This window comes from Crocosphaera sp. Alani8 (assembly GCF_038442745.1).
GTDB lineage: Bacteria > Cyanobacteriota > Cyanobacteriia > Cyanobacteriales > Microcystaceae > Crocosphaera.
Genome location: NZ_JARVCN010000465.1, coordinates 1 through 19611, shown reverse-complemented (window position 1 = coordinate 19611; position 19611 = coordinate 1). Strand labels below are relative to the sequence as shown.

Here is a 19611-nt window from a genome sequence, read left to right as displayed (position 1 = left end):
GACTGGTAAAACTTCGGTTTTGTCAGACGCAATCCCCAACGAAGTTAGAAGCCCCCCATGAAGCGCAGCGGAATGCGTGGGTAGTTCACTGTTCTATATTTCGATCAATTTGTTGCACAATTTCTCGCAAATCCATCGGAGTATTACAATTAAAAAGAACCGAATGATCGCTTACAAATAATTCCTGAACACAATTCAGTTGTAACCATTGCTGAAACGATTGCCCTCCTGTTTGAATAAAACTATCCAAAGAAGTTAAAGAAGAAGAACGATAAAATCCACATAGGGGTTCCCACCCTTTGGGATGTCGGGGTAAACAAGCGATCGCTTGTTGAGAAACCCCATCTAACTGTTGTAACCATTCTTCTACTGCTACGGTGGTTAAATTAGGTAAATCACAAGCTAACAAGAATACCCATTCTGTCTTAACATAAACCAAAGCTTGAGCAAATCCAATCAACGGACCTTGAGTCTCCCCAGAAGGACAACTTTCTCGCAATAAATGACACCTATTAGGAACGATCCTTTGATAACGTTCTATCCAAGGGGTAATAATATAAATAGGGTCAGTGTACCTTTGGACTAAAGTAGCAGTCCGCTGCAATAAGGGAACCCCTTGCACCTCCAGCAATGCTTTATCTTTCCCCATACGAGAACTCTTGCCTCCTGCAAGGATAATAGCACTAATATCGGTTGTCAAAGGTGTTTCCATACTATGGGTTAAAACAATGAAAAATCACCAGAATGATCCATTTCAAGAAGGAAAACTGGAAAAATTAGCACAAATAACCCGTCTTATCCCGGTGGTGGGTTGGGTTCCTGCGCTTTGGACAGTGTACCACCACCAGGGAAGTCGTCAAGTTTTGTCAGTTAGTCGTTTTTCCCTTAGACTAACAGTTATTTGGGCGATTGCTTATGGCTTACTGTGGTTAAGCTCTTTACAAACATCTGAAACGTTTATGTTACGGTTACTATATCTCAACGGCCTGCTCACATCGGGTTACATTTTGGTTTGTCTGGGGTTTATGTTTCGAGTTTGGCAAAGAAAAAATTAAGATTGTCTCGGTCTTAATGGATCTCTGCTTAGTATTAGAGTTGAAGGTATAGACTGACCTCCCAACACCCCTTGTCCCTCTTCTTTGTTTGCCTAGGATGTAACAGAAGCTTGACACGAGATGGAGAGCGTCTAATCTCAAGACACTATAGCAGTTCGTTTTTCATCAAATCTCGGATCAGATTATCTCTGGCCATGATTTGTTGCATGGTATCGAGCAAATAATCGATAACTTGCTCTCGTCCTAAATCTTGGAATTCTTGTTGCAAACATTGGAGTTGAAACTGTTGCTCTAAGGACAGTTCAAATGCTTTTGCGTCCATAATGACCTCTTTTATGTTAGTTAAAAGTTAATTAGAACTCATGGGTAAAAACAGGGTTATTTACCTAAATCGCGAATAACATTGGTTTTTATCATCAGTAATCGTGATGCTTGCATTAATAAATCTAATGCTTGCTCCCGACTCATTTGGTTGGCAGCGTCGCGAATACGTTTCATTTCAAATTGCTGCTCTAAGGTTAAACTGCAAGAAGTGTTTTCCATAATGGCTCCTTATCTAATCAAAGATGGGTGACTGGTCTGCTTGGGTAACCAGCTAAACTGGTAACTTGTATCTAATTATAAAGTAATGTAACAAAGAATTGACATGATGTCTACCTTATGGGTGAATTAGCAACTTATCCCCGATAACGCAAGTTTCCTGTTACTCTTTGGAGTACCCAAGCAAGGCAAATAACTAAGCACATAACTCCATTTTTAGCAAGTTTTTCCAGAAAAAGTTGCTCAAAGTGAACAATAGGGGTGGTGATATACTAAGAAGACGACAAAAATAGTCTTGCAGTTCGGAAGAGAGAAAAAGGAGATAATAAATGGTACCGACTCTAGCTATGAAAACGACTGATGAGAAAATTATCGTTATTTTTTAGAGAATTATTTGACTAATCCTCTATACAATCTGTAATAATTTAAGAGGGCATTCTCCTTTCAATCCATTTCCATCAGCAGAACAGGAAAAAGCCAGGTCTAAATGATTCAAACGCCTGATCTTAGTATCGTTAAAGAAAAAGTGATTTTAATGGCACAAGCCAATGAGGGGCAATTAATGTCTCCTCATGGTACCGGAAATGATTGGAAAGTTGTTTCTTATTTCCCAGGAACTTTTAGCCAAATGAGTTTCCAACATGGAGACTGCATCAAGTTTTTTATCAACCCAAATACTGGAGGTATCTCTTAAATGCCTATTCGCTTATACGTAGGTAATTTACCCAAAGACAATCTAGAACGCCAAACCCTAGAAGAATTATTCGTAGATGGCGGCGAAATCGTCTCCATCAAGGTAATCAAAGAACGCAAGACAGGCAAGTGTCGTGGTTTTGCTTTTGTAACGGTTCCCACCGACGAATTGGCTGACGCATTTATCGAAAAATATAATGGTCAGACCTTTATGGATAATCCTCTCAAAATTGAGAAAGCATTACCCCGCAACAAAGGAAAAGATTCTGAAGAAGCCGCAGTGGAAAGTAAACCTGCACCCACCAAGGCGAAAAAAGGTAGCGGTAAAAAACGTAACAATCGTTCTACCTCTTCGAGTAGTGGTTCTTCTAACGAGAGCTTTCAACCCGACCCCCGTTGGGCTGACGAATTAGCCAAACTCAAAGAAATGTTAGCAGCGTCTTCTAATAATTAGGGAATGGACAAAAGTATAGGGATGGATTTGGTGGCCCGAAATGATTGATTGAGGGCTTACTCATCCCCTATTCTAAGTTCACAAAACTGTATAAAATGATACTGTTAATCGTATTAGGAGATCCCCCATGTCAGATCCGGTTGTGATCATGAAACAAGAGGTAGGTAAAGCCGCCGCCGCCCGTGTAAAATCAGACTCAATTGTGGGTTTGGGAACGGGTTCAACCACCGCCTACGCCATACAGTATATCGGAGAGAGGTTACAATCGGGGGACTTAAAAAATATTGTCGGTGTTACCACATCGTTTCAAGCAGAAGTCCTAGCTAGGAAGTACAATATACCCCTAAGCACTCTCGATGTGGTTGATCGCATCGACATCGCCATTGACGGTGCCGATGAGGTAGATCCTCAAAAGAATTTAATCAAAGGTGGTGGGGCAGCCCATACCCAGGAAAAAATCGTCGATAGTCTGGCAGAAGAATTTGTTGTGGTGGTGGATGGGGGTAAGTTGGTGGATAAGTTGGGTTCAACTTTCCTCTTACCGGTGGAGGTGATTCCTAAAGCAGTTGTTCCTGTGATGCGAAAGTTAGAACAACTAGGTGGAAAGACAGAATTACGCATGGGGGTCAAAAAAGCTGGCCCTGTGGTCACAGATCAAGGAAACTTGGTTGTTGACGTTAAATTCGAGAGTATTGATGACCCTGCTACCTTAGAAACAACTATCAATAACATTCCTGGAGTGTTAGAGAATGGTTTGTTTGTTGGTGTTACCAATGTGGTATTAGTGGGTGAAATTATCGATAATAAACCTGTTGTCAGAGAATTCTAACAAATTTAGCTATGTATTTTATTAGGGGTCAACGCTTGTTGACCCCGAAAGTATATATACCTGTAACTGACATCTTGCACCAGTACATAAAAACTTAAATTACTAAGCAGTTCCTCACTCCGTTCCGGCGCTATCGCACAGCGTTCGGCTTTCATGTCTTAGCTGAAAGCGTTAAGCATTGGTTTAATCTCACTCACAGTAGATGATAGAGATTGATATGTTTCAACTGATGGCTGATAGCTGATAGCTGAACCCTTACAAACTAACCAGTTTTATCGAAGGTGCAAGATGTGAGTGTAATACAAGTTGCTATGAAAGTTTTTTCTTGCAAAAACGAAAGCCTAATAACTCCAGCCATGACTAAACCGACTGTTAAACTACCGGTTAATCCATAATTCATCAAACAATCCTCAGATGCGATTTATGACTAACTACGTAGTTTAGTGAAAATTTTTAAACCCAACAATTCAATAAATTTTGATTAAATACACTTAGAATTCAACAACATAATTTACTGACTACGAATATCCTGATACAAACAAAAATTAAAAACGTCGAATAAACCCCCAACCATTCCACAAGTTACCCCAATAGTTAACACTCCTTGTAGAGGATATCCCTCCCCAAAGGTGGAAAGAAAGGACAAAATCAGTTCTTTTCCGATTGTCCCCAATAAGGCAATACCTGGAATGTAACTAACAGCGAGTAAGCTTCCTAGAATTCCCCCTAAAAGCAACACAGGGGTAATGAAGCTAAGTAAGACACTTAAGAATAGGGAACGAAATAAATTAGACACGGTGGTCATCTCCCAATCAATACAGCCTAACTAATCGAACTTTGAGATTAGTTCTACTTGCTACTCTTTTACAATAAGTCCTTTTTGTTTGTCCAGGGGCTAATGTCACAAAATCTTAAATCTTTATTAAAAAACTTGGTAAATAGTAATTAAATGATATTGCAAGATACGGATATTGCTACGTTTCATCAAGTTATTTATCTTCGACATTAAATTATATTAACTTTTGTCTGTAAGTGTAAAGGAAATAGAAAAACATTATTAAATTTTGTCTGTTACGACTCAGATGCCAGCCAATACTTTTGTTCTATTTTGATCAGTCCTTCATAATTCATAACTTTGTATTTTACTTTACAACAGAGATGAGATAGAAACTTGAGGAAAATCTTAAATTTTTAATAAATTTATGACAGTTTTTTCTTAATAGAAAAACTTTACACTACAATTCTATAAACCTTTATATTTGTATTTAATATTCTCTTTATGTTTTCTACTTCTTCAAAATGGGTTTCTTTTAAACTAGCTTTATGCTTTGGTAGTGGCCTCATGATGGCGATATATAGTCTAATTTTAGTCAACCTCATTAACAGAGATTATCACAATAACAGTAATAAACTAACAGATAGCCAACTTCAAAAAGAAAACAAATGTCAATCTCCTACCTTTGAGTCCTCCAATTATTTATCAAAGTTAGGATTAAGTATGGCTTATCCGTCTCCGAAAAGCGGAACTATATTAGCTAAAAATAACTGGAACCTGGGAAACTGTTTAAATGGGATAATTTCGGTCAGTAATTTAACAAATACACAAAAAATAGTCATTTCACCAACAACATTTCCCGAGTTATGGAAAGCCGCAAAAAATTCTAGTCAAGCTGTCGCCAAACCCTTTCCCCAGATCCATGAAAGTGCCAGAGCAGCAAAGGTTCCCATCTTCATGTATCATGACATTTTACCTAGAAAAGAAGTCTTTTTTGATGTTACTCCCGAAGAACTAGAAAACCATTTCAAATATATTCAAAAACAAGGTTTAACCCCCATTAGTATTGACTTATTATTAGACCATTTACAAAAAGGAAATCCCTTGCCAGATCAACCAATTTTACTAAGTTTTGACGATGGTTATGGGGGACACTTTGATTATGTTTATCCGTTACTAAAAAAATATAATTATCCTGCTGTTTTTTCGGTATATGTGAAGAAAATGGAGGGTAAAACAGCCCGTTCTAGTTTAACTTGGGAGCAACTACAACAACTTGCCGATGATCCTTTAGTAACCATCGCTTCCCACACAATTAGTCATCCTCGAGACTTAAGAGAATTATCCGATGATGAGCTATTTCAAGAAGTAATCATGTCCAAAGAAATTCTTGAGGAAAGGCTAGGAATTCCTATTAAATATTTTACCTATCCCGAAGGAAAACACGATGCTAGGGTGAAACAATGGGCGACGGCAACTGGTTATGAAATGGCTTTATCGATGGATAATGCCAAGGAAATATTCGTAGGAGAATCCCCTGATTTGTTAAGTATTGGTCGTTTTGGTCAATCACAATTACAGGTGGCTTCTTTAGAGGCTTGGGGGGGATATCCAGGGGAAAATTTAGACGGTGGGTTTGATTTTACAGCCAGTATTAGCAAAAGAGAACATAATATCAATGGAGTAGAAATCATTATTATTAAAGGCGGTAAACCCACTACAATTCATGCAGATAGCCGTTATCAAGTACCAGAAATTATTGCCGAAACCGAAGCAGTTGCCGCCGTAGACGGTGCATTTTTTTCCCTAAAATATTTAGACTCCAATGTAATGATTGGTCCAGTAATGAGTCAAGGAGGAAAATTTGTTCCAGGAAATGCCAGTGAAAATCCGAGATTAAGTGGTCGCCCGTTGGTTTTAATTAGCGATAAATGGGTTAAATTTATCCCTTTCGATGCAGAGATTCATAACACTTGGCAAGGGGTTGCAAGGGAATCTGATGACAACGAATTTATTACCGATGCTTTTGTGGGGGCTGCCTGGTTAGTGAAAGACTCTATGGCACAACCCTACGAGAGTTTTGGCAACTTATTCGATTTTCATGTCCCTCGACATCGGGCTTTCTGGGGAATTCATCGCTCAGGACAACCAATGATTGGGGTATCGAAGAACCCCGTTGATTCTATGGAGTTAGGGAAAATTTTACAGCAATTGGGCTTTAGAGATGCGGTGATGTTAGATTCAGGGGCAAGCACCTCTTTAGCCTATAAAGGGGATTCTTTGGTGGGTTATGTTCCCCGTCCGGTTCCCCATGTGGTGGTATTATTGCCTTCCGTATCTTCTTGGTTAGGAGATGGGCAAGAATAATTAAGCTGCTTTTCGTACCCCTGGAAAGTGTCGATGTTTAGCGTAGAAACCTAACAAAACAATAAGAATAATAATGACGGTTCCCATACCCAAATAACTAGGAACCCAAAACGATGTTTCAATATGATTAATTTGCCCAGGTTCTAATTGCCAAGTAACCTGAGTATTTTCAGGATTGGACTCACTATTTAAGTTACTCTCATTAGTAAGATTTTTAACTTTTCCAGGGGCATTTAAAACAAACTCTAGATTTACCAAAGAACCAGGGCTAACAATAACATTTCCCTGACTTGATAGTACCCCCAAAGCCCTCAAGTCAACATCTATATTGAGTTTATTGCGCTCAAAGAATATCCAGTTATTTTGTTTGATATTCATCTCTGCTTTGAGTTGGACTAGTTCTGGGTTTTCTACCTTTAGACCGGAGGCAATTTGGGAATAGTTAGGGTTAAAAAAGTGGTTAAATTTATCGGTTAAGTCTTGACCATTGTTGAAAGGAATGGTGACAATTATTTCCTCGTTAGAGATTTTTTTAGCCTTTCCTTGTAAGGATTTAGCGCGATTTTCTAAACTATTTAACCACTGATTGACTTCGGTTTGGCTCAAACTGGTCAACTGTTGGGCTAAACGAATATGTTGAACAATTTCGCCGTTATGTTGTTCGTAAAAATTCACCCCCACATCGTAACGGACGCAACCTGTCAAAAAGACTAAAACGCTTAAAATTAGAGGTAAAAATAACCTTTTTAACACTCCCGTTCGGTTATTTGTGGTCGCTTTTATTTGCTGGTTCATTGTAAGTTTATCCTGGAAAGATTAATAATTAACTCAACAGTTAAAGTTTAATTAGGTTATAAATAACTAGGTTTAGGTGGTAAGCATTCAGCCATCAGGGTTCAGTGTTCAGCTAAAAAATAAAAGTGGTAAGCATTCGTTTAATTCTCTAATCTAAGGATGGGTTTTAAGCCAATAGCTAACTGCCGATAGCTAACTGCCGATAGCTGAATGCCGATAGCTGAACGCTGACTGCTCATAACTGATGAATTATTCATCCTTCCAGTTATCGCTATTAGTTGAACTGCCACCACCAACAGTCACTAAATCAATTTGCTGTCGATAATAATCAACACTTTTTACCTCAACTTCAACCTCATCCCCTAAGCGATAAGCAATGTGATTTTTACGTCCCACTAAACAACCGTGACGGGAACGGTATTCGTACCAGTCGTCTTTTAGGGAACTAACATGAACTAATCCTTCTACTAATAAATCTTCGATTTCTACAAAGAAACCGTAGGATTGAACGCCAGTAATTAACCCTTTAAAAACCTTGCCGGTTCGTTCCTTCATTTTCTCTGCTTTTTGCAGTCCTTCGAGGTCTTTTTCCGCTTCTTCGGCGGTTTTTTCCCTGTCATTCAGATAGGGAACTAAGAAGTGAAACGCCTCTTCTAACTCTTCTTGTAAAGCAGGAGCCAAAACATTCCAATTAATCTTATCGTGGCAGGTACTGCTAGAGAGATTAACCCCTGTTTTCGTTTGACGAGTACGGCGATCTCTTCCATCGCTAAAAACTAATTTTAGGACTCGTTGGATTAATAAATCAACGTAACGTTTACCCGGGGAAACACAATGGGTGTAACAATCGCTATAAGCTAAGCCAAAATGGGTTCCCGAGTGGCTACTGTATTTAGAAGATTTTAGGGTTTCGTGGAGTAAATAATTCAACACATGAACATGAGAAGACTTGCCTAACATTTGGGTTAAATTGTAGTAGTCTTGGGGAGTTATTTCTTCTTCTGAGGCAAGAGACACCTCTAACCCGAGATTTTGTGCTAATTTCAGTAAATCTTCCAACTCTTCCCAGTCCGGCTCCGGTTGGGTACAATAGATACCTGCTATGCCCAAACCCTGAATATGCTCAGCTACAGACTTGTTAGCCAAGATAACCAACTCTGTTAAAAGAGAACGAATGGGAGTTCTAGAAGAAGCCATCAAAGTCCCTATTCTGCCCTCGTCTTGATATGGAGATCGAGGTTCTAGTTGCAGTTCAAAACCCCCTCTTTGTAACCGTTGGGCTTTAACAAGGGGACTGAGGGTGAAAAAGAGGTCTTTGAGTTTATCGGCTAAGGGTTGTTGATCTTGGGTAACTTGATCTAAATTTGCTAACATCGACTGAACTTCTGGATAGGTGAGTTGATGATCCACCCTAATAACCGTGGGTTCGATGCTGTATTCTAGCAGTTGACCGTTTTTATCGAAGGTCATAATTACCGAAATGGTTAAAGAATCTTGTTCCGGTCTTAAGGAACAACATTTAGTAACGGTTTCCGGTAGCATGGAGAGAACCTTATCCCCTAGATAAATGGTCGTTCCCCGTTTTTTAGCAGTTTTATCCAATATAGAGTTGGATGGGATGTAGTGGGCAACATCGGTTATATGAACAGCAAACTGCCAATGGTTGTCCTCGGTTTTTTCCAGGGTGTAGGCGGTTTCGATGAAGGGGAAGGAGTCTCTTTTAATATCTTCGTCAAAGGTAAAAGTGAGAACCTCCCGCAAGTCAGACCGTTTTTCGATGTTTTGGGGATCGAAAGTTATCGGCAGTTCCGAGGCTGCTTTTTCCACCTCTTCGTTGAAGGTTTGGGAAAGATCGTGTTTGCAACAGACAATATCAGTATCCGCAGCTGCTTCAGCATCGCTACCTAAAATGCGAGTAACCTCTCCCACTGGGGGATGTTCTCCGATGGGATAACGGATCACAGAAACGTGAACCAGATGATCCACCGCTTCTTCTAAATTACTGCCATTTTGATCGAGAAGTAGCTCAAACAGTAAGCGATCATCCAGGGGAATAGCCTGATATACGTTTTCCTCTTTTTTAACCTGGGCCAACAAAGAGGGGTTAGACCGTTCTAAAATCAGTTTAACTTCCCCTTCTGGGGAACGACGACGAGTTCCTTCTTTAATGACCTTGACTAAAACGCGATCGCCGTTCCAGGCGTTACTTAAGTAGAGTTCTCGAACGTAAATGTCTTCTGCATCTTCTTCGTCTTGAATAGCGAAACAAAACCCCTTACTCGAACAGCGCAACTTGGCTTCTACTAGGTCATCCTCTTTAACGCGGCGATATTTACCCCGTTCTTTTTCTAAGATGCCTACCAATTCTAACGCGTCTAGGATGATTTGCAATTTTTCGACGTTTTCTTCGTCTTCACATCCCAATTTTTTTTCGAGGAGTTTGGCCGCCACCAATTTGTTATCACTGAAGTGGGATAATAGTGTAGCGATTGAAAATTCCATCTATCAATAGTCCTTGCTAAATGTGAGTGAGTCTGATTGATCTGAAGATAGGAAGATAAACACCGAATCAGTTGATGAGTAATGCTTTGGTTTAAACTTCACACCCCAGTGTTACTGGTTACCTATCCAGGTTTAAGCTAGTTGACTCCTAGTGGAGTTTTGCCTGGAAACCTTTAATGTCATGCTTCAGAAGTACGCTTGGAGGGCAAACAGAGAGTTATGTCTTTGGAAAGGGTGACTCTCATTGCATCGGAATAGACCAATCTACCGAAGCGTTAACTTCTCTGGATAAACTCATCTGACTTATCATTTTACCAAGATAAGGGACTTTTTGAGTTGAGTTCGCGGTTGGCAATTATCATTTTAAGAAAGTAGGGGAGTGTATTTCTTGGTTATGAAGCAATTAAGGCGGTTAAAAATTGTTATTGGAGGAGCGGTTCAGGGAGTTGGTTTTCGCCCTTTTATTTATCGTTTAGCTACAGAATTGAATTTGAAAGGGTGGGTTAATAATTCGGCAGCCGGGGTAATTATTGAAGTAGAAAGCACCGAGGTTATTTTAAAAGAGTTTTTAGCAAGAATTCCTCAAGAAAAACCATCTATATCCCAAATTTATTCTTTAGAAACCACTTGGTTAGCTCCTCTTGAATATACTCGTTTTGAAATTATTCATAGTAGCAGTGGAGAAAAAAAAGCTATTGTTTTACCCGATTTATCCACTTGTTCTGATTGTTTAGAGGAAATATTTGATCCCAATAATAGACGTTATTTTTATCCTTTCACTAATTGTACTAATTGTGGCCCCCGTTACACGATCATTGAGGAATTACCTTACGATCGCAGTCACACAACCATGAAGAGTTTTACTATGTGTAAATCTTGTCAAAGTGAATACGAAAATCCTCTTGATCGCCGCTTTCATGCCCAACCTAATGCTTGTCCTGATTGTGGTCCACAGTTACAACTATGGAATCAAGAAGGGCATACCTTAGCTAATGAGCGTCATGCCCTCGATTTAACTGCTCATGCTTTAAAAGAAGGAAAAATTGTTGCTTTAAAAGGTCTGGGAGGATTTCAGTTAGTTGTTTCTGCTAAAAATGAAGAATCAATACAACAATTGAGGCAACGCAAACATCGTCCTCATAAACCTTTTGCTTTAATGTTTTCTTCCCTAGAAGAAATTAAAGCTTACTGTGAAGTTAGTGACATTGAAGCACAATCATTAACATCTCCTCAAGCTCCTATTGTTCTCTTAAAAAGAAAAAATAGTTGTCATTTAAGTTCTAATATTGCACCGAATAATCCTTATTTGGGAGTGATGTTACCTTCTACTCCGTTACATCATTTATTACTTCATCTAGTGGATTTTCCCATTGTAGCTACTAGTGGCAATCTTAGCAGTGAACCAATTTGTATTGATGAGAAAGAAGCCTTAAATAGATTATCTGATATTGCTGACTTATTTTTAGTACACAATCGTCCTATTCTTCGCCCTGTAGATGATTCCGTTGTTAAAGTCATAGCAGAAAGAGAAATAGTTATTCGCAGAGCAAGAGGATATGCACCGTTTCCTATCCCAATTAATGAATATAAAAAAGATAATGATTACCCTAATATATTAGCCGTGGGAGGACATTTAAAAAATACAGTCGCTATCCTCAAAAATGATCAAGTTTTTATCAGTCAACACATAGGAGATTTAACCACACCAGAAGCCCTTAAATCTTTTAATCAAGTTATGACAAGTTTGAAAGAATTATATGATTTTCAGCCCGAAATTATTGTCTGCGATGCTCACCCCGACTATGTATCTAGCCAATACGCAAAGGAACAAAATTTACCTATCATTACCGTCCAACACCATTATGCTCATGTTCTTTCTTGTCTCGCTGATAATAACTTAAATCCTCCCGTTTTAGGAGTAGCTTGGGATGGGACAGGATACGGTGAAGATAAAACAATTTGGGGAGGAGAATTTATTTTGGTTAATAATAATAATTATGAAAGAGTAGCTCATTTTCGGACGTTTAAATTACCAGGAGGTGATGGAGCAGCAATACATCCCAGAAGAATCGCCATATCTATCTTGTCGGAAGTATTAGAAGAACAATACTGGAGCCAATTACCTTTTTTAAAAACCATGAAAAAGCACGAGTTGAATCTAGTTAAACAAATGTTATCCCGTAACCTAAATACTCCTTCCACTTCCAGTGTAGGTAGATTATTTGATGCAGTAGCTGCCATGATGGGAATATGCGAAAACATAAGTTTTGAAGCACAAGGAGCAATTGCTCTAGAATATACAATTAATAACTTTAAAACTGAGGAAAACTATCCCTATCAAATTGTCGGATTAACTTACCCATTAATCATTGATTGGCAGTTAATTATAGAAGGTATTATCAATGATATTTTACAAAAAGTATGTCATGAGAAAATTTCAGCAAAATTCCACAATACTTTAGTAGAAATTGTCATCGATATTGCTAAAAGAATTCAACAAGAACACATTTTATTAACAGGGGGATGTTTTCAGAACAAATACTTAGCCGAAAAAGCAATTGTTCGCTTAAAACAGGAAAACTTAACCCCTTTTTGGCATCTTAATGTACCTCCTAATGATGGGGGGATTGCTTTAGGACAAACCATAGCTGCTATTCTCAAGACAAAATAGCTTTTTGCTATCAATTTGGTATAATTAACAAACGGAAAGGTAACCCTAACAAACGTGGATATTTTTGGAAGTTCAGAACCTGCAAAAATCTTAGTGATCGACGATCATCCCTTTAGTCGTGTGATGGCAGTGGATCTGTTAAGTAGCAGTGGTTATTATGTTATTGAACACGATGGTGTTTTCGATGTTTTTACTACAATAACAACAACCTCTCCAGACCTCATTATGATGGATATTAAAATGCCTAATTACGACGGCTTTGATATCTGTGAAAAATTAAAAAATCATCAGGATACTCGTTCAATTCCTATTATTTTAATGAGTGTTACTGACGACAACCAATCTCGCATCAAAAGTCAACAAGTAATGGCAGATGCTTTCATGAGTAAACCCTTAGAAAGCATTGTCTTACTACCAGAAGTAGAATTATTGATTCAACGGAAATGGCTTTCTGAGTGGCTAGAACAGATGCAACAAGTGTTATTCTTGATTTCTCAAGCAATAGAAAAACGCTATGCACCGCAAGGAAAATCACGAATTAGATTTGATCAACTAGCTCAAGGATTCGGAAAATATTTAAACTTAAGTCCTGTAGAAATTAGCGACCTCATTTTAGCATCCCATCTTCATGATATCGGAACAGTAGTAATTCCAGATGCAGTGATGATGAAGCAAGGAAAATTAAACGAACAAGAACGAGAGTTAATCAAAAAACACGTGGTCATTGGGGAAGAAATTTGTAGGCCGATGCAAAATCGTCGAGGTATTGCACAAATTATTCGTCATCATCATGAACGGTGGGATGGCAGCGGTTATCCTGATGGTTTAATCGGCGAAAGTATCCCAAAATTAGCGCAAATATTTCAGATTTTAGACATCTATGAAGCATTGACCAGCTACAGACCCTATAAACAACCTTACAGTTCCCAAGAAGCCTTAAGAATTATTAAAGAAGAAGCAGAAAAAGGGTGGCGAAATGTCAAGTTAGTGCAACAATTCCTTACATTTATGCAAGACCAACAACACACTTAAAAAAATATTAAAAAAGAGTCAAAAAAAAATCTAATTCTGAGCCAAATTTTTAATATAATTATAATGATTGCCTTTTAGAAATTATGGTAAGGGATTAAGAATATGGGAGACAAACTTGCGAATATATTGGAACCATTGGCTGCTTGGTTCCGTAGTTTAGGTGTACCAGAACTTATCGTTCATTGGGGACACCCTGTAATGATGGGAATTGTGGTTTTATTAATGGGTAGTGTGACTGCTTACATGGGTTGGCGTAGTCGTTTTGCCACTGATCCTGAAGTAGTATCAAAAACTCGTGCGTCTCACACTCAGTTAGCCCCTTGGGTTTTTCTTTTCGTTGCCCTAGGATACACAGGAGGGGTGTTATCTTTGGTGATGCAAAACCATTCCCTCTTGAGTAGTGGTCATTTTTGGACAGGGACCGGCGCACTTGGTTTAATGGCTGTTAGTGCGATTACTCCTTTTATTGGTTTTGGTGGTGAGAAAAAAGAAGCCTACCGCGCCTTTCATGCTTATTTAGGAGCTGTGGTTGCCATTGTGTTCATCGCTCACGGTATTTTAGGATTAAAATTAGGACTTTCATTATAAGTTTTTGATTGTAGATTAATTGTGTTGCCGGTTTCTGTATAGGAACCGGTTTTTTATAGCACCAAAAACCACTTAATTCCTACACAACAATTATTAGCATTTTTCATGATTAAAAAAACAGCAAAAGAGATCATTGAAGCCATTTATCAGGCCATTAATAACCGAGATATTGAACAAGCTATAAAGTGGGTTGATGACAATTGTATTTATGAAGATGTCAACTTTCCCAAACCCTTCCGAGGTAAAAAAGCAGTTAAAAATCTCTTTCAAGAATCCTGCGATAATGTTCCCGACGATCTCAAATTTGTTGTCGATGAAATCACCAAAGAAGATCCTTTAAAAGTGGGTGTTTTATGGCACGTTGAATTAGATGGGATTCCTATCCCCAATGGCAGAGGAGTTAGCTTTTATAGGCTCTCAGAAACCACAGGCAAACTTATTTTTGCCAGGGATATTGTTGAACCACCCCTAAAACCTGGGAAACTCTCTTTTTTGATCATTCGTTTGATTACTCCTTTAATTAGAACCTTTTTTAAAGACGATTCTAACCCGCCACAAATTCAGCTAATACTATCAAAGTTACTCTGGTTTCTTGCCGGTACTTACATCTATGTTTTACTGTGTTCCTCTCCTAATTTTATTTTACCTGGGGAACCAATTTGGGCAATACAACCAGAAACTATTAAAGAGGTTATTAATGAATCGACCAATTTTTTCTTTATTTTACCAATTGTCAATCTGTTGGGTATTTCCTTGATGGAATCTCCAGTGGTTCATCCTGCGATCGAAGCACAATTTAACTTTGCCGAAGCTTGGATTTTTATGTTTTTCCCTTTATTATTGGCAGATAAAAGGATAAGAAATTTCCCAAAGTTTGCTCTTTGGAGTGTGGCTATGTTTCTAACCAATGTTTTTCTTTTACCTTACATGGCATTGCGTTTTAAACAACCCAGTTTAGAAAAAATAGAAGAACCTAAAAAAGGATTTTTAGAACGTATATTTGGCTGGATAGGGTTAATTGTTGGGGTTATTGCTGTTGTGTGGTTATTTGTTGGGAGACCCGAATTTGGCGACATCAATGAAAAAATAAGCTATTTTATGGCACAATTACAGAGTAATCGTGTTGTTATTGCTTTTGTGGTGGATCTTGTTTTATTTGCCATCTTCCAAATTGTTTTAATGGGAGCTATTATTCCTAGTAAAAATCCACAACGATTTTTAAGATTTATTCCTTTCTTTGGTCTTGCTTTTTGGTTGATTCTGTAAACAGTTATTGCTTATGCAAAATCATAAAGCATACTGTTTTAATTCATCCAAAGAAACCACCTCTAAAGCACGAATATGGGTTGCTTCTAGGATGACTGGAGGTGCTACCCCTGCGTCCTTTGCTTCTTGCCAACGAGAGGCGCATAAACACCAGCGATCGCCTGGTTTTAACCCAGGAAAATTATAAGCAGCAATGGGGGTACTGAGGTCATTTCCTTGCTGTTTTGTGAAGCTTAAAAATTCCTCCGTCATTTGAGCGCAAACTACATGAACCCCAAAATCTTGCCCTCCTGTACGACAATAACCATCTCGATAGTAACCGGTCATAGGACTATTACAACACAGTTGTAAATCTGTTCCTAAAACATTTTTTCCATCCATCATAGCTCAATAACCTCATTACATTTTTTCTCGACAATCTAATAATTTATAGTAACACTAAAAACTCATGAATTATCCTCAAATAATTTGTATTGGTGAAGTCTTATTTGATTGTCTTGCCGATCAATTAGGAAAAGAATTAAAAGACGTTATATCTTGGACAGCCTATCCAGGAGGTGCGCCAGCCAATGTAGCTTGTGGTTTAGTTAAATTGGGGGTTTCTGCTGCTTTTTTATGTTGTGTGGGAAGGGATCAAGCGGGAGATGAATTAATCGAAATTTTAGAAAGAATGGGAGTTAATTTAACAGGAATACAACGTCATCCTACCGCCCCAACTCGTCAAGTTTATGTGACTCGTTCTCAAAGAGGGGAGGGTCAATTTGCTGGTTTTGGTAACATCAAAAGCGAAGAATTTGCCGATACTAAGCTAGATGATAAACAGTTAGGAGAATCTCTATTTTCCAAAGGTAAATATTTGGTTATGGGAACTCTAGCACTGGCTTATGAGCAAAGTCAGCAAGCTATATTTAAAGCTATAGAACTGGCCAAGAAATATCAATTAAAAATTTTGATAGATGTTAATTGGCGGCCTGTATTTTGGGAAAATATAGAAATAGCCAAACCCCTAATTACACAAATATTAAAAGAAGCAGATTTTATCAAATTTTCCCAAGAAGAAGCCAACTGGTTATTTGAGACAGAAAATCCGCAAAAAATAGCTCAAAAATTCCCTCAAGCAAAAGGTATTTTAGTCACGTTAGGAGAAAAAGGCTGTCATTATTATCTAGGAAAAAATCAAGGAATAGTAAAAGGATTTTCTGTTAAAGCAATAGATACTACAGGAGCAGGAGATAGTTTTGTGGCAGGATTTTTATCTCAATGTTGTCGTTATGAAGACGAAATATTAAACAATTCAGAAATAGCAGAACAAACCATTATCTATAGTAATGCTGTCGGAGCATTAACCAGCACAAAACCAGGAGCGATCGCAGGACAACCAACCCAAAAAGAAGTAGAAATGTGGCTAAAAAAAATGAATAAACAAAAATTTTGATAAAATATAAATCTCAATTACAACCCCCAAGTTAATTGATAATTCAAACCCAACAGTACGAGATACCCCTTTGGCCTTAGAATAGTAACCGACAAGCAATCAAACAGTTCAACAGGTAAAAGATGACCAAAACTGTTGCCCAAATAATGACCCAAAACCCCATCACAGTTACCCCACAAACCCCTCTGTCAGAAGCTATAAAAGTCATAGCAGAAAAAAAAATTAGCGGCTTGCCGGTTGTAGATGAGAGTGGTAAGCTTCTAGGTGTAATCTCCGAAACCGATTTAATGTGGCAAGAGACAGGTGTAGAACCACCCCCCTACATAATGATTCTAGATAGTGTCATTTATCTACAAAACCCTGCCCGTTACGACAAGGAAATTCATAAAGCTTTGGGGCAAACCGTTGGGGAAGTGATGAGCGACAAACCAATTACAATTAAAGCCACACAATCCCTGAAAGAAGCAGCCTACGTTATGCACGAAAAAAAAATTCGTCGTTTGCCAGTCATGGATGAAAACGGGACTAAAGTTATTGGTATTGTGACTCAAGGGGACATTATTCGCACCATGGCCCAAGAATAATTGTTACAATCTTGATAGATTGCGAATCTCTTTTTGTCTGATAGGAAAAAACAGGAAAAAAAAGCAAAGGGATGGGGAAAAATGACACAAATGACCACCAGTGTCTCCAATAATGTCATCAGTAACTATATCCAACGGGTGACAGAATGGAGTCAATCAAGTCAACGAATTCCAACAACCGAAGAATTAGAAAACATTGCTGCTGAGTTAGGGATCGATCCAGAAGAAATACAAGCAGCCGAGAAACAATCCCACGATCACTACGTGCGCGCCCAAGGTTATATGCGGTTGAAACATTGGGATGATGCCATCGCTGAACTACAAGAAGCTGTAGCTTTTAACCCCTCTAACCTAGATATGTTAGTGAGTTTAGCCTCTGCCCACATGGGAAGGTGGGAAACCCGTCACAACAAAGAAGACGAAGAAAACATTCGTCTGAGAATTCGTCAATGTCTAGTCATCAAACCAGATTGCGAAGAAGCTTTAAATTTGCTGGCAAGACTGTCCCATATTCTAAAATGGCGTACCCGTATATTTACCGCCATCGGAGTAGGTTTGGGGGGAATTTGTGTAGGGGTAGGAGGAGTATTTTTGTTAGGAAATGCTCTGCCTTCATGGTGGCAAAAGCCCTCTCAACTAGAAGTATTAGAACAAACTGTTACCGATGAACTTAATAGCTTACAACGGCAACAACAAGCCATTAGATCACAAATGATGGCCTTACAACGGCACACAGATCATCGAAATAGGAGAAGTTTATCTGCATTACAAAATCGGATCAATAGTCTAGAAAGGGAAGTAAATGAGCTAGAACGAAAAATAGTAGAAATAGAAAGAGAAAAACCCAGAAAAATAACGCCTCGCTCTTATTATAATCGCTAAATTTTAAACCCAGTAAAATGGGAATGTAAAACAATAGTAAGCCATACATTCCGATTGTTTAATTAAGCCAAATATAATGAGTCTTAAACTTTACTTCCTTAGACACGGAGAAACCGCCTCTTCTCAGACAGGAACCTATTGCGGTGGATTGGACATTGAATTAACTCCTTCGGGGATACAAATGGCCGAGGATTTTGCCAAAAGCTATCAAGATATTCCCTGGACAGCAGTGTACTGTAGTCCATTAAAACGGGCCATGGCAACAGCTAAACCCCTATGCGATCGCTTAAAAATTAACATGGAACTCCGCAACGGCCTCAAAGAAATCTACTATGGAGAATGGGAAGGGAAAACCCCCGAGGAAGTTAACCGAGAGTTTCACGACGACTATGTACGCTGGTTGGCCGATCCTGGTTGGAATAGTCCCAACGGAGGAGAAAAAGGAATAGAGATCGCCCGTCGTAGTTCAGAAGTCCTCGAAGAAATCGAAAACACCCATAAAACAGGTAACGTTTTGGTGGTTTCCCATAAAGCCACCCTACGGATCATTTTATGTTCTCTATTAGGCATAGATGTGGGCCGCTTCCGCGATCGCATCGGAATGGCTGTGGCTGCCCTGACTATCGTAGAAATAGCCGAACACGGTCCCCTAGTTCATGTTATGAGCGATCGCTCCCACATTCGAGCAGAATTAAGACAACGGCAGGGAACCTGAATTGAGGGGTAAAAAATGGGCTTAAAGCTTTATTTCCTCCGTCATGGACAAACCGCCTACAGCAAAACAGGGGGTTACTGCGGCAAAATAGAAAACGACCCTGGATTAACCCCCGAAGGCTACCAGATGGCTCAAGCATTTGCTCAAGCTTACGCTTATTTGCCCTGGGAAGCAGTTTATGTCAGCCCTTTGTACCGCACCAGAGAAACCGCCAGACCCCTATGTGAAACACTAGGGATTTCTATGGAACTAAGGGAAGGACTACAGGAAATCGGTTACGGTAAATGGGAGGGAATGCACCCCAACGACATCAATAATCATTATCACGATCACTATGTAAAATGGTTGACCGATCCAGCTTGGAATGCACCCCCAGGAGGTATCTTCTCAAAAAGCCAGGGGTCACTCGCTGCGAAAACTTAGGCCAA

General features: G+C 38.9%; 20 protein-coding genes and 1 pseudogene. 14 read left to right on the top strand and 7 right to left on the bottom strand.

The features are described from left to right. Positions 1–85: 85 nt before the first annotated feature. Complete coding sequence (locus tag P9B04_RS23065; protein WP_342057303.1) at positions 86–712, bottom strand: molybdenum cofactor guanylyltransferase; 627 nt, start codon at positions 710–712, stop codon at positions 86–88. 16 nt (positions 713–728) lie between these two features. On the opposite strand from P9B04_RS23065, the gene P9B04_RS23060 reads away from it, so the two are divergent. Next, entirely contained in the window at positions 729–1055 is a 327-nt protein-coding gene (locus P9B04_RS23060; RefSeq protein WP_342057302.1) for a hypothetical protein, read from the top strand. A 145-nt stretch (positions 1056–1200) separates the two neighbouring features. On the opposite strand, the gene P9B04_RS23055 is transcribed toward P9B04_RS23060, so the two are convergent. Next, positions 1201–1377 carry a photosystem I reaction center subunit X gene (locus P9B04_RS23055; RefSeq protein WP_342057301.1) on the bottom strand — a complete coding sequence of 59 codons (177 nt, stop codon included), beginning with the start codon at positions 1375–1377 and terminating at the stop codon, positions 1201–1203. A 56-nt stretch (positions 1378–1433) separates the two neighbouring features. Continuing rightward, positions 1434–1598, bottom strand: coding sequence for an NblA/ycf18 family protein (locus P9B04_RS23050; protein WP_342057300.1), 165 nt, complete (start codon positions 1596–1598; stop codon positions 1434–1436). Between the two features lie 484 nt (positions 1599–2082). Between P9B04_RS23050 and P9B04_RS23045 the strand changes: the two genes are divergently transcribed. The 3 genes from P9B04_RS23045 (at position 2083) to rpiA (ending at position 3571) form a co-directional block, all read left to right on the top strand. Then, complete coding sequence (locus P9B04_RS23045) at positions 2083–2289, top strand: hypothetical protein (protein WP_342057299.1); 207 nt, start codon at positions 2083–2085, stop codon at positions 2287–2289. Then, a complete protein-coding gene (locus tag P9B04_RS23040; RefSeq protein ID WP_342057298.1) occupies positions 2290–2742 on the top strand; it encodes an RNA recognition motif domain-containing protein in 453 nt (150 codons plus the stop codon). Between the two features lie 127 nt (positions 2743–2869). Beyond that, the gene (rpiA, locus tag P9B04_RS23035) at positions 2870–3571 is read left to right on the top strand and encodes a ribose-5-phosphate isomerase RpiA (protein WP_342057297.1); all 702 of its coding nucleotides are present in this window, start codon (positions 2870–2872) and stop codon (positions 3569–3571) included. A 511-nt stretch (positions 3572–4082) separates the two neighbouring features. Here rpiA and P9B04_RS23030 read toward each other — a convergent pair. Next, on the bottom strand, positions 4083–4376 hold the full coding sequence (locus P9B04_RS23030) for a hypothetical protein (protein ID WP_342057296.1): 294 nt from the start codon (positions 4374–4376) through the stop codon (positions 4083–4085). Positions 4377–4850: 474 nt separating this feature from the next. Here P9B04_RS23030 and P9B04_RS23025 point away from each other — a divergent pair, with 474 nt between their 5' ends. Then, positions 4851–6713 carry a polysaccharide deacetylase family protein gene (locus P9B04_RS23025; RefSeq protein WP_342057295.1) on the top strand — a complete coding sequence of 621 codons (1863 nt, stop codon included), beginning with the start codon at positions 4851–4853 and terminating at the stop codon, positions 6711–6713. On the opposite strand, the gene P9B04_RS23020 is transcribed toward P9B04_RS23025, so the two are convergent. Both P9B04_RS23020 and P9B04_RS23015 read right to left on the bottom strand, forming a co-directional pair. After that, positions 6714–7508, bottom strand: a complete 795-nt coding sequence (locus tag P9B04_RS23020; RefSeq protein ID WP_287139681.1) for a DUF3153 domain-containing protein — start codon at positions 7506–7508, stop codon at positions 6714–6716. It lies immediately after the preceding gene. Positions 7509–7757: 249 nt separating this feature from the next. Next, positions 7758–10010 (bottom strand): ribonuclease R family protein, encoded by a 2253-nt coding sequence (locus P9B04_RS23015; protein ID WP_342057294.1) that lies wholly within the window; start codon positions 10008–10010, stop codon positions 7758–7760. A 394-nt stretch (positions 10011–10404) separates the two neighbouring features. Here P9B04_RS23015 and hypF point away from each other — a divergent pair, with 394 nt between their 5' ends. From hypF to P9B04_RS22995, 4 genes are all read left to right on the top strand, one after another. Then, entirely contained in the window at positions 10405–12681 is a 2277-nt protein-coding gene (hypF, locus tag P9B04_RS23010; RefSeq protein ID WP_342057293.1) for a carbamoyltransferase HypF, read from the top strand. Positions 12682–12735: 54 nt separating this feature from the next. Further along, the gene (locus P9B04_RS23005; protein WP_342057292.1) at positions 12736–13713 is read left to right on the top strand and encodes a response regulator; all 978 of its coding nucleotides are present in this window, start codon (positions 12736–12738) and stop codon (positions 13711–13713) included. Positions 13714–13815: 102 nt separating this feature from the next. Beyond that, positions 13816–14301 (top strand): DUF4079 domain-containing protein, encoded by a 486-nt coding sequence (locus P9B04_RS23000; protein WP_342057291.1) that lies wholly within the window; start codon positions 13816–13818, stop codon positions 14299–14301. Between the two features lie 105 nt (positions 14302–14406). Continuing rightward, positions 14407–15567 (top strand): nuclear transport factor 2 family protein, encoded by a 1161-nt coding sequence (locus P9B04_RS22995; protein ID WP_342057290.1) that lies wholly within the window; start codon positions 14407–14409, stop codon positions 15565–15567. A 21-nt stretch (positions 15568–15588) separates the two neighbouring features. Here P9B04_RS22995 and P9B04_RS22990 read toward each other — a convergent pair whose 3' ends face one another. After that, complete coding sequence (locus tag P9B04_RS22990; protein WP_342057289.1) at positions 15589–15951, bottom strand: DUF2237 family protein; 363 nt, start codon at positions 15949–15951, stop codon at positions 15589–15591. Positions 15952–16015: 64 nt separating this feature from the next. Between P9B04_RS22990 and P9B04_RS22985 the strand changes: the two genes are divergently transcribed. The 5 genes and pseudogenes from P9B04_RS22985 to P9B04_RS22965 all read left to right on the top strand — a co-directional run. Continuing rightward, complete coding sequence (locus tag P9B04_RS22985) at positions 16016–17002, top strand: carbohydrate kinase family protein (protein ID WP_342057288.1); 987 nt, start codon at positions 16016–16018, stop codon at positions 17000–17002. Positions 17003–17124: 122 nt separating this feature from the next. Further along, the gene (locus tag P9B04_RS22980) at positions 17125–17586 is read left to right on the top strand and encodes a CBS domain-containing protein (protein ID WP_342057287.1); all 462 of its coding nucleotides are present in this window, start codon (positions 17125–17127) and stop codon (positions 17584–17586) included. A gap of 33 nt (positions 17587–17619) precedes the next feature. Then, positions 17620–18468, top strand: a complete 849-nt coding sequence (locus tag P9B04_RS22975; RefSeq protein ID WP_342057286.1) for a tetratricopeptide repeat protein — start codon at positions 17620–17622, stop codon at positions 18466–18468. A 76-nt stretch (positions 18469–18544) separates the two neighbouring features. Beyond that, the gene (locus P9B04_RS22970) at positions 18545–19183 is read left to right on the top strand and encodes a histidine phosphatase family protein (protein WP_342057285.1); all 639 of its coding nucleotides are present in this window, start codon (positions 18545–18547) and stop codon (positions 19181–19183) included. Between the two features lie 15 nt (positions 19184–19198). After that, a pseudogene (locus P9B04_RS22965) lies at positions 19199–19564 on the top strand (histidine phosphatase family protein); the annotation flags it as partial. Positions 19565–19611: the final 47 nt, after the last annotated feature.

Bases quoted from the DNA above. Each gene is read 5' to 3' on its own strand.
- rpiA (WP_342057297.1), top strand. From the start codon at position 2,870: ATGTCAGATCCGGTTGTGATCATGAAACAAGAGGTAGGTAAAGCCGCC.
- P9B04_RS23050 (WP_342057300.1), bottom strand. From the start codon at position 1,598: ATGGAAAACACTTCTTGCAGTTTAACCTTAGAGCAGCAATTTGAAATG.
- P9B04_RS23025 (WP_342057295.1), top strand. From the start codon at position 4,851: ATGTTTTCTACTTCTTCAAAATGGGTTTCTTTTAAACTAGCTTTATGC.
- P9B04_RS22985 (WP_342057288.1), top strand. From the start codon at position 16,016: ATGAATTATCCTCAAATAATTTGTATTGGTGAAGTCTTATTTGATTGT.
- P9B04_RS23020 (WP_287139681.1), bottom strand. From the start codon at position 7,508: ATGAACCAGCAAATAAAAGCGACCACAAATAACCGAACGGGAGTGTTA.
- hypF (WP_342057293.1), top strand. From the start codon at position 10,405: ATGAAGCAATTAAGGCGGTTAAAAATTGTTATTGGAGGAGCGGTTCAG.
- P9B04_RS22995 (WP_342057290.1), top strand. From the start codon at position 14,407: ATGATTAAAAAAACAGCAAAAGAGATCATTGAAGCCATTTATCAGGCC.
- P9B04_RS23015 (WP_342057294.1), bottom strand. From the start codon at position 10,010: ATGGAATTTTCAATCGCTACACTATTATCCCACTTCAGTGATAACAAA.
- P9B04_RS22970 (WP_342057285.1), top strand. From the start codon at position 18,545: ATGAGTCTTAAACTTTACTTCCTTAGACACGGAGAAACCGCCTCTTCT.
- P9B04_RS22980 (WP_342057287.1), top strand. From the start codon at position 17,125: ATGACCAAAACTGTTGCCCAAATAATGACCCAAAACCCCATCACAGTT.
- P9B04_RS22990 (WP_342057289.1), bottom strand. From the start codon at position 15,951: ATGATGGATGGAAAAAATGTTTTAGGAACAGATTTACAACTGTGTTGT.
- P9B04_RS23000 (WP_342057291.1), top strand. From the start codon at position 13,816: ATGGGAGACAAACTTGCGAATATATTGGAACCATTGGCTGCTTGGTTC.
- P9B04_RS23030 (WP_342057296.1), bottom strand. From the start codon at position 4,376: ATGACCACCGTGTCTAATTTATTTCGTTCCCTATTCTTAAGTGTCTTA.
- P9B04_RS23055 (WP_342057301.1), bottom strand. From the start codon at position 1,377: ATGGACGCAAAAGCATTTGAACTGTCCTTAGAGCAACAGTTTCAACTC.
- P9B04_RS23045 (WP_342057299.1), top strand. From the start codon at position 2,083: ATGATTCAAACGCCTGATCTTAGTATCGTTAAAGAAAAAGTGATTTTA.
- P9B04_RS23065 (WP_342057303.1), bottom strand. From the start codon at position 712: ATGGAAACACCTTTGACAACCGATATTAGTGCTATTATCCTTGCAGGA.
- P9B04_RS23060 (WP_342057302.1), top strand. From the start codon at position 729: ATGAAAAATCACCAGAATGATCCATTTCAAGAAGGAAAACTGGAAAAA.
- P9B04_RS23040 (WP_342057298.1), top strand. From the start codon at position 2,290: ATGCCTATTCGCTTATACGTAGGTAATTTACCCAAAGACAATCTAGAA.